The 8,629-nt window shown below is 59.0% G+C and carries 11 protein-coding genes; 10 read left to right on the top strand and 1 reads right to left on the bottom strand.

The window, feature by feature from the left end; genetic code table 11:
• From ACRESD_RS18420 to ACRESD_RS18410, 3 genes are all read left to right on the top strand, one after another.
• On the top strand, positions 1 to 776 hold a 776-nt coding region (locus ACRESD_RS18420), incomplete at its 5' end, for an RluA family pseudouridine synthase (RefSeq protein WP_431752226.1).
• A complete protein-coding gene (locus ACRESD_RS18415; protein ID WP_431752225.1) occupies positions 763 to 1,425 on the top strand; it encodes an HAD-IA family hydrolase in 663 nt (220 codons plus the stop codon). The genes ACRESD_RS18420 and ACRESD_RS18415, both read left to right, overlap by 14 nt.
• Positions 1,426 to 1,446: 21 nt before the next feature.
• A complete protein-coding gene (locus ACRESD_RS18410; protein WP_431752224.1) occupies positions 1,447 to 2,430 on the top strand; it encodes a S49 family peptidase in 984 nt (327 codons plus the stop codon).
• A gap of 131 nt (positions 2,431 to 2,561) precedes the next feature.
• Here ACRESD_RS18410 and ACRESD_RS18405 read toward each other — a convergent pair whose 3' ends face one another.
• Positions 2,562 to 3,140, bottom strand: coding sequence for a Maf family protein (locus ACRESD_RS18405; protein ID WP_431752223.1), 579 nt, complete (start codon positions 3,138 to 3,140; stop codon positions 2,562 to 2,564).
• A gap of 105 nt (positions 3,141 to 3,245) precedes the next feature.
• Between ACRESD_RS18405 and ACRESD_RS18400 the strand changes: the two genes are divergently transcribed.
• The 7 genes from ACRESD_RS18400 to fabF all read left to right on the top strand — a co-directional run bounded on the left by ACRESD_RS18400 (position 3,246) and on the right by fabF (position 8,621).
• On the top strand, positions 3,246 to 3,776 hold the full coding sequence (locus tag ACRESD_RS18400; protein WP_010566563.1) for a YceD family protein: 531 nt from the start codon (positions 3,246 to 3,248) through the stop codon (positions 3,774 to 3,776).
• Positions 3,777 to 3,789: 13 nt separating this feature from the next.
• Positions 3,790 to 3,972: a 50S ribosomal protein L32 gene (gene rpmF / locus ACRESD_RS18395; protein ID WP_003179396.1), complete on the top strand. Its 183-nt coding sequence runs from the start codon at positions 3,790 to 3,792 to the stop codon at positions 3,970 to 3,972.
• Positions 3,973 to 3,976: 4 nt separating this feature from the next.
• On the top strand, positions 3,977 to 4,987 hold the full coding sequence (gene plsX / locus ACRESD_RS18390) for a phosphate acyltransferase PlsX (protein WP_431752222.1): 1,011 nt from the start codon (positions 3,977 to 3,979) through the stop codon (positions 4,985 to 4,987).
• Positions 4,988 to 5,113: 126 nt separating this feature from the next.
• Positions 5,114 to 6,052, top strand: a complete 939-nt coding sequence (fabD, locus tag ACRESD_RS18385) for an ACP S-malonyltransferase (protein ID WP_431752221.1) — start codon at positions 5,114 to 5,116, stop codon at positions 6,050 to 6,052.
• A 24-nt stretch (positions 6,053 to 6,076) separates the two neighbouring features.
• Positions 6,077 to 6,820, top strand: coding sequence for a 3-oxoacyl-ACP reductase FabG (fabG, locus tag ACRESD_RS18380; RefSeq protein ID WP_431752220.1), 744 nt, complete (start codon positions 6,077 to 6,079; stop codon positions 6,818 to 6,820).
• A 192-nt stretch (positions 6,821 to 7,012) separates the two neighbouring features.
• Entirely contained in the window at positions 7,013 to 7,249 is a 237-nt protein-coding gene (gene acpP, locus ACRESD_RS18375) for an acyl carrier protein (RefSeq protein WP_004371293.1), read from the top strand.
• Positions 7,250 to 7,376: 127 nt separating this feature from the next.
• Positions 7,377 to 8,621 carry a beta-ketoacyl-ACP synthase II gene (gene fabF / locus ACRESD_RS18370; RefSeq protein WP_431752219.1) on the top strand — a complete coding sequence of 415 codons (1,245 nt, stop codon included), beginning with the start codon at positions 7,377 to 7,379 and terminating at the stop codon, positions 8,619 to 8,621.
• Positions 8,622 to 8,629: the final 8 nt, after the last annotated feature.

Genomic DNA, 8,629 nt, shown 5'->3' with positions numbered 1-8,629 from the left:
AGCTGCAGGCGGGCGATATCGTCCGTGTGCCACCGGTCCGCGTGCCGGAGCGTGACGAACCTGTTCCGCTGGCCCAAGGGCTGTTGCAGCGCCTGGAAGCCTCGATTGTCTTTGAAGACAACAAGCTGATCGTGATCAACAAGCCTTGCGGTATTGCGGTTCACGGTGGCAGCGGCCTGAATTTCGGCGTGATCGAAGCTTTCCGTCAATTGCGGCCTGATGCCAAGGAGCTGGAGCTGGTCCATCGCCTGGATCGCGACACTTCCGGCCTGCTGATGATCGCCAAGAAACGCAGCATGCTGCGCCATCTGCACACTGCCCTGCGTGGCGATGGCGTGGACAAGCGCTACATGGCGCTGGTGCGCGGAAACTGGGCCAGTTCGATCAAAAGCGTTCGAGCGCCGTTGCAGAAGAGCAACCTGCGTTCCGGCGAGCGCATGGTGGAAGTGGACGAGGAGGGCAAAGAAGCCCTGACCCTGTTCAAGGTACTACGCCGTTTTGGTGATTTCGCCACGATGGTCGAGGCCAAGCCGGTCACCGGTCGTACCCACCAGATTCGCGTGCATACCCTGCACGCCGGTCACTGTATTGCGGGCGATACCAAGTACGGTGACGAGGACTTCTCCAAGGAAATTCGCGACCTGGGTGGCAAGCGCTTGTTCCTGCACGCCTACATGCTCACCGTGCCGCTGCCCGATGGCGGCGAGCTGAAGTTGCAGGCGCCGGTCGATGAGATGTGGGCCAAGACCGTGGAGCGTTTGAGTGTCGCACCCTGACTACAAGCTGCTGATTTTTGATTGGGATGGCACGCTGGCCGACTCCATTGGCCGTATCGTCGAGTCGATGCACATGGCGTCGACCCGTTCCGGCTATGCACTGTGCAGCGACTTGGCGGTCAAGGGCATCATCGGCTTGGGTTTGCCTGAGGCGATACGTACGTTGTACCCGGAGATTGGTGGCGAAGAGCTGATAGCGTTTCGTCAGCACTACGCCGATCACTACATTGCCTTGGAAGCCGAACCTTCGCCGTTGTTTGAGGGTGTAAGGCAATCCCTTGAGGCGTTCCGCGCCGAGGGCTATCACTTGGCCGTCGCCACCGGCAAGGCTCGTCGCGGGCTGGACCGGGTGCTCAAGGCCCATGGTTTTGAGGATTATTTCGATATCACCCGTGCAGCCGATGAAACTGCCAGCAAGCCTCACCCTCTGATGCTGGAACAGATCCTGGCCCATTGCGGCGTGGCACCGCGTCAGGCGTTGATGGTGGGGGATGCGTCCTTCGACTTGATGATGGCGCGCAACGCTGGCATGGACAGTGTGGCCGTCAGCTATGGTGCCCAGGCGGCTGAGGCCTTGCAGCAATACGAGCCTCGGCTGACGATTGATCATTTTTCCGAATTGCAGGCCTGGCTCAGTCAGGCCCGATAAGTCTTTGCTGGGGTTAATGGCATGAGTGACGAGTGGAAAGCGCCTGAAAAGGCTGAAAGCGCTGATGACAAGAGCTGGAAGTTGCTGGAGAAAACCCTCCTGGCCAGCGTCCAGGAGCAGCGTCGTGCACGGCGTTGGGGGATATTCTTCAAGCTGCTGACCTTTGTCTGGCTCATCGCCATGCTGGCGCTGTTCAGTCCACTGATGGATGTGGAAAAAAGCGCTACCCGTGGCAGCCACTACACCGCGTTGATCGAGGTGCGCGGGGTGATTGCCGACAAGGAGTCCGCCAGCGCCGACAATATTGTCAGCGCTCTGCGTGCTGCGTTTGAAGACTCCAAGGTGAAGGCCGTGATCCTGCGCATTAACAGCCCGGGCGGTAGTCCTGTGCAATCGGGTTATGTTTACGACGAGATTCGCCGTCTGCGCGCGCTGCACCCGGATACCAAGCTGTATGCGGTGATCTCCGACCTGGGGGCCTCGGGGGCTTATTACATTGCTAGCGCCGCCGATCAGATCTATGCCGACAAGGCCAGTCTGGTCGGCTCCATTGGTGTGACGGCTGCCGGTTACGGTTTTGTCGGGACCATGGAGAAGTTGGGAGTGGAGCGCCGCACTTACACTTCAGGTGAGCACAAGTCATTCCTTGACCCGTTCCAGCCGCAAAAGGCCGACGAAACCCAGTTCTGGCAAGGCGTGCTCGACACTACTCATCGTCAGTTCATTGCCAGCGTGAAGCAGGGCCGTGGTGATCGCCTGAAGGATAAAGAGCATCCGGAGTTGTTTTCCGGGCTGGTGTGGTCGGGCGAGCAGGCGTTACCGCTGGGCTTGATCGATGGCTTGGGCAGTGCCAGTTCGGTGGCGCGGGATGTGATTGGCGAGAAGGAACTGGTGGATTTCACAGTCGAGGAGTCGCCGTTTGATCGGTTCTCCAAGCGGCTCGGCGCCAGCGTGGCGGAAAAGCTGGCCTTTTACATGGGCTTCCAGGGGCCGGCCCTGCGCTAATCCAGTGGGCGTATCGCTTCAACTGTGGGAGCGGGCTTGCCCGCGATAGCGATGGTTCAGTCGACATTTATATTGGCTGATCCACCGCTATCGCAGGCAAGCCAGCTCCCACAGTGGTTTTGGGGTGGGCTTTAAGGAATTTGTACGCCTTCTGCGAGCAGCATGTCGACCAGTCGGATCAGTGGCAAGCCGACCAGGCTGGTCGCATCCGGCCCTTCGGTGCTCTGAAACAGGCTCACACCCAGCCCTTCGGCCTTGAAGCTGCCCGCGCAGTCATAGGGTTGCTCGGTCCGCAAATAGCGCTCGATCCGCTCTGCGTCGAGCTTACGCATATGCACGGTAAACGGTACACAATCGACCTGGCAGCGTCCCGTCTCGGTGTTCAGTAACGCCAGTCCGGTCAGGAAGCTGACTCGCTTGCCGCTGGCGGCCAGTAATTGTTCACGGGCGTTTTCAAATGTGTGGGGTTTGCCGATAATGCGCCCTTCAAGCGCGGCCACCTGGTCGGAGCCGATGATTAAATGCCCTGGATGGGTAGTCGCCAGTGCGCGAGCTTTCTGTTTGGCCAAGCGCTTGACCAGTTCCACAGCGGACTCATTTGCACGATGGCTTTCGTCGATATCCGGCGAGCTGCAGGTGAATGGCAAGTGCAGGCGGCTCAGCAATTCCCGGCGATAAACCGAGCTGGATGCGAGTAATAAAGGCAGCATGGGCGTCTCCTCAAGGCAGCCGCCGATTCTAGCGGGGCGACCGGCTGACGCACAGGGCTGAATTTCCTTTGACATGGCTGGGTGCATCCCTATAATGCTGCGCCTATGTTGAATGACCCGATTCCACCTCACGTTGACCCGCGCAAATTGGCTGATCGTGGCACTTCCCTTCAAGGTGAACTGCTGCTGGCCGATTTGGAGAGACTCTGCGACCCGCTTTCCGACACTGTCGGTACGGTGCAGGCCAAATTCGTTTTTGAACGAGATGAACGTAAATCTGTGGTAATCCACAGTTTTATCGACACCGAAGTCAAAATGGTTTGCCAGCGTTGTCTTGAGCTGGTCACCCTGCCGATCCACAGCGAGTGCAGTTATGCTGTGGTGAAGGAGGGTGCGAATACCCAGTCGTTGCCGAAAGGTTATGACGTGCTGGAACTGGGCGAAGATCCTTTGGATCTGCATGCACTGATCGAGGAGGAGCTTTTGCTCGCCTTGCCCATTGTGCCTGCTCATCATCCGGAAGAATGCCAGCAGCCGGCGGGCCTCGATGACGAGCCCGAACCGAGCGAGGACGAGGTAACGCGGTCCAACCCGTTCAGTGTATTGGCGCAGTTAAAGCGTGACCCAAACGTTTAGGAGTTAATCAATTATGGCTGTTCAGCAGAACAAAAAATCCCGCTCCGCCCGTGACATGCGCCGTTCGCACGACGCTCTCGAGGCAAGCACCCTGTCCGTAGAAAAGACCACCGGTGAAGTTCACCTGCGTCACCACGTATCGCCAGAAGGCGTATACCGTGGCCGTAAAGTGATCGACAAGGGCGCTGACGAGTAATCACTTGTCCGCTCAAGTCATCGCGATTGACGCAATGGGCGGGGACTTCGGTCCCCGCAGCATTGTTCAGGCTTGCATTGCCAGCCTGTCTGCAACGCCCTCGCTGCACCTGACCCTTGTCGGTCAACACTCCCTACTTGAAGAACTGATTGCCAGCCATCCGGCGGTGGATCGCGCGCGCCTGACGATTGTTCCGGCCAGCGAAACCATCGGTATGGATGAAAAGCCGGCGACAGCCTTGCGTGGCAAGCCTGACTCCTCGATGCGGGTAGCTTTGGAACTGTTGCGTGATGGCAAGGTGCAGGCTTGTGTCAGTGCCGGGAACACTGGCGCCTTGATGGCGCTGTCGCGCTATGTGCTCAAGACGCTGCCTGGCATTGATCGGCCGGCGATGGTGGCGGCGATTCCGACGCAGAAGGGCTATTGCCAGTTGCTGGATTTGGGCGCGAACGTCGATTGCAGCGCCGAACACCTGTTCCAGTTCGCTGTGATGGGTTCGGTGGCCGCCGAAGCGCTGGGTGTGACGCGGCCGCGGGTGGCCCTGCTGAATATCGGCATCGAAGACATCAAGGGCAACCAGCAAGTCAAGCTGGCGGCTACGCTGTTGCAGGGCGCGCGTGGGCTGAATTACATCGGCTTTGTCGAAGGCGACGGTTTGTACCGGGGCGAGGCGGATGTGGTGGTGTGCGACGGATTTGTCGGCAATATCCTGCTCAAGTCCAGTGAAGGCTTGGCGACCATGATAGCCACGCGTATTGAGGCGCTGTTCAAGCGAAACCTGGCTTCGCGTGCAGTCGGCGCCCTGGCATTGCCGTTGATGCGTCGTTTGCAGGCTGACTTGGCGCCGGCACGGCATAATGGTGCCAGCTTTCTCGGCTTGCAGGGCATTGTGGTGAAAAGTCATGGTTCGGCGGGTGTTGAGGGCTTTCAAAGTGCGATTGCACGCGCCGTAATCGAAATTCAGGAAAACCTGCCGCAGCGTTTGCACGGCCGTCTTGAGGATCTGTTGCCTTAGGCGAATCGGCCCGGGAGTGCTTAAATGTGACCGGCCAGTTCAATTGACCATCCAATCTGTCAGTTTCGTTCGCTCCCACCGTAGGAGTGAGCATTTTTGACGACCAGATCATTAGGGGCTTGTTACATGTCTACATCCCTCGCATTCGTCTTTCCAGGGCAGGGCTCGCAGTCCCTCGGCATGTTGGCCGAGCTGGGCGCGCAATACCCGCTGATCCTGGAAACCTTCAAGGAAGCTTCCGATGCCCTGGGTTACGACCTGTGGGCACTGACCCAGCAAGGGCCGGAAGCACAGCTCAATCAAACCGACAAAACCCAGCCGGCGATCCTGACCGCTTCCATCGCCTTGTGGCGCTTGTGGCTGGCAGAGGGCGGCGCGCGTCCGGCATTCGTTGCCGGTCACAGCTTGGGTGAATACAGTGCCTTGGTTGCCGCGGGCAGCTTGACCCTCGGTGAAGCGGTCAAGCTGGTCGAGCGTCGCGGCCAACTGATGCAGGAAGCCGTTCCGGCCGGGCAGGGCGGCATGGCCGCTATCCTGGGCCTGGAAGATGCTGATGTGATTGCTGCCTGCGCCGAAGCGGCACAGGGCGAAGTGGTCAGCGCAGTGAACTTCAACTCTCCTGGGCAAGTAGTGATCGCCGGTGCCAAGGCTGCTGTTGAGCGTGCCATCGAGGGTTGTAAGGCCCGCGGTGCCAAGCGTGCGCTGCCGTTGCCAGTGAGCGTGCCATCCCACTGCGAACTGATGCGCCCGGCCGCCGAGCGTTTTGCCGAGTCCATCGCCGCCATCAATTGGCAGGCGCCGCAGATCCCACTGGTGCAGAACGTCAGCGCAGCCGTGGCCGCCGACCTCGACACCCTCAAGCGTGACCTGCTGGAACAGCTCTATAAGCCTGTACGTTGGGTTGAGTCGGTTCAGACCCTGGCCGCCAAGGGCGCCACTGAACTGGTCGAGTGCGGCCCAGGCAAAGTCCTGGCCGGCTTGAACAAGCGTTGCGCCGACGGCGTGTCGACTGCCAACCTCAATACCCCGGATGCCTTCGCTGCCGCTCGCGCGGCACTGGCCTGATCCCCACACTTAGGAGAAGCCTGCATGAGTCTGCAAGGTAAAGTTGCACTGGTTACCGGCGCCAGCCGTGGCATTGGCCAGGCGATTGCCCTGGAATTGGGCCGTCAGGGCGCTGTCGTGATCGGCACCGCTACTTCCGCTTCGGGCGCCGAGCGTATCGCCGCGACCCTGAAGGAACACGGCGTACAAGGCGCCGGCCTTGAACTGAACGTGACCAGCGATGAATCCGTGGCTGCTGTGCTGGCCGAGATCACCGCACAATTCGGCGCTCCGGCGATTCTGGTGAACAACGCCGGCATCACCCGCGATAACCTGATGATGCGTATGAAAGACGACGAGTGGTACGACGTGGTCGATACCAACTTGAACAGTCTGTTTCGCTTGTCCAAGGGCGTTTTGCGTGGCATGACCAAGGCGCGTTGGGGCCGAATTATCAATATTGGTTCCGTAGTGGGTGCCATGGGCAACGCAGGCCAAGTAAACTACGCCTCCGCCAAGGCCGGCCTGGAAGGTTTCAGCCGTGCATTGGCGCGTGAAGTCGGTTCGCGGTCGATTACGGTCAACTCGGTGGCCCCTGGGTTCATCGACACCGATATGACCCGCGAACTGCCGGAAGCACAGCGTGAAGCCTTGCTGACGCAGATTCCGCTGGGCCGTCTGGGCCAGGCTCAAGAGATCGCGAATGTGGTCACTTTCCTGGCATCCGACGGTGCGGCATACGTGACTGGGGCTACAATCCCGGTGAACGGCGGGATGTACATGAGTTAAATTGTGACGGATCGCTTCAAAAAAATGTCATACGAGCTGTCTAAAATCCGTTATAAAGCTGCAACTTAATTTATAGGCAGGTGGCCGACCGGGTACAGGGTGAAGCTTTCAGTTGAAAAGCTGAAATGGCTTTCTATACACTTACCCACTGGCCAGCTGCCTGAATTTGTCCATTAGGAGTGAAAACAAGGTATGAGCACCATCGAAGAGCGCGTCAAGAAAATCGTTGCCGAGCAACTGGGCGTTAAAGAAGAAGAAGTGACCAACAGCGCTTCCTTCGTTGAAGACCTGGGTGCCGACTCCCTTGACACCGTTGAGCTGGTGATGGCTCTGGAAGAGGAATTCGAGACCGAAATCCCGGACGAAGAAGCTGAAAAAATCACTACTGTTCAAGCTGCCATCGACTACGTTACTAGCCACCAGGCGTAATAGTTTGTAGTCGTCGCTTGCTGTCAGGGAAAAACCGCACTGCTGTAACGGCGTGCGGTTTTTTCTTTAGCCCTGATGAAAAGTGAATGCTGAAGCAAAGTGTCGTCATTAGAAAAAGGAGAGTGCTGTGTCGCGTAGACGCGTCGTAGTCACCGGTATGGGTATGTTGTCGCCACTGGGCACGGATGTGCCGAGCAGTTGGCAGGGCATTCTGGCTGGCCACAGTGGTATTGGTCTGATCGAACACACGGACCTTTCTGCCTATTCCACCCGTTTTGGCGGCTCGGTAAAGGGTTTCAATGTCGAGGAATATCTCTCGGTCAAGGAATCCCGCAAGCTCGACCTGTTCATTCAATACGGCCTGGCAGCCGGTTTTCAGGCGGTGCGTAACGCCGGCCTGGAAGTCACCGACGCCAACCGTGACCGCATCGGCGTGGCCATGGGATCGGGTATTGGTGGTTTGACCAATATCGAAGAAACCAGTCGCACGTTGCACGATTCCGGCCCCCGTCGAATTTCACCGTTCTTCGTGCCGGGCTCGATCATCAATATGATTTCCGGTTTCCTGTCCATCCATTTGGGCGCACAGGGGCCTAACTACGCCATCGCAACGGCGTGCACCACGGGCACTCACTGCATCGGCATGGCGGCGCGCAACATCGCCTATGACGAAGCGGACGTGATGATCGCCGGCGGCGCCGAAATGGCTGCATGCGGCCTGGGCATGGGGGGCTTTGGCGCATCCCGTGCGCTGTCGACCCGTAACGACGAGCCGACTCGTGCCAGCCGTCCGTGGGACAAGGGCCGTGACGGTTTCGTACTGTCCGATGGCGCTGGTGCCTTGGTATTGGAAGAGCTTGAGCACGCCAAGGCCCGTGGTGCGACCATCTACGCAGAACTGATTGGTTTTGGCATGAGCGGTGACGCCTACCACATGACCTCGCCACCGTCCGACGGTGCCGGTGCTGCGCGCTGTATCACCAACGCCTTGCGCGATGCGAAGGTCAATGCCAACCAGGTGCAGTACATCAACGCCCATGGTACTTCGACCCCGACGGGCGACCTGGCGGAAGCCGAGGCCATCAAGTCGGTGTTCGGTGAGCATGCCTACAAGCTGGCGGTCAGCTCGACCAAGTCCATGACCGGCCACTTGTTGGGCGCGGCAGGTGCGGTCGAGGCTATCTTCAGCGTGATGGCCATCAAGGACCAGGTCGCTCCGCCGACCATCAACCTTGATGAGCCGGACGAAGGTTGCGACCTGAACTTCGTGCCCCACGAAGCGCAACCGATGCCGATCGACGTGGTGATCTCCAACTCGTTCGGTTTTGGCGGCACCAACGGTTCCCTGGTGTTCCGCCGGTTCGCCGAGTGATGCACAGC

Origin of the sequence: Pseudomonas sp. (assembly GCF_050739995.1) — a bacterium.
Classification (GTDB): domain Bacteria; phylum Pseudomonadota; class Gammaproteobacteria; order Pseudomonadales; family Pseudomonadaceae; genus Aquipseudomonas.
This window is presented reverse-complemented; position numbering and strand designations above follow the sequence as displayed.

What these genes read in the sequence shown, in the direction of transcription:
- ACRESD_RS18410 (WP_431752224.1), top strand. Translation starts at nt 1,447, where the DNA reads ATGAGTGACGAGTGGAAAGCGCCTGAAAAGGCTGAAAGCGCTGATGAC.
- ACRESD_RS18405 (WP_431752223.1), bottom strand. Translation starts at nt 3,140, where the DNA reads ATGCTGCCTTTATTACTCGCATCCAGCTCGGTTTATCGCCGGGAATTG.
- ACRESD_RS18400 (WP_010566563.1), top strand. Translation starts at nt 3,246, where the DNA reads ATGTTGAATGACCCGATTCCACCTCACGTTGACCCGCGCAAATTGGCT.
- rpmF (WP_003179396.1), top strand. Translation starts at nt 3,790, where the DNA reads ATGGCTGTTCAGCAGAACAAAAAATCCCGCTCCGCCCGTGACATGCGC.
- fabD (WP_431752221.1), top strand. Translation starts at nt 5,114, where the DNA reads ATGTCTACATCCCTCGCATTCGTCTTTCCAGGGCAGGGCTCGCAGTCC.
- fabG (WP_431752220.1), top strand. Translation starts at nt 6,077, where the DNA reads ATGAGTCTGCAAGGTAAAGTTGCACTGGTTACCGGCGCCAGCCGTGGC.
- acpP (WP_004371293.1), top strand. Translation starts at nt 7,013, where the DNA reads ATGAGCACCATCGAAGAGCGCGTCAAGAAAATCGTTGCCGAGCAACTG.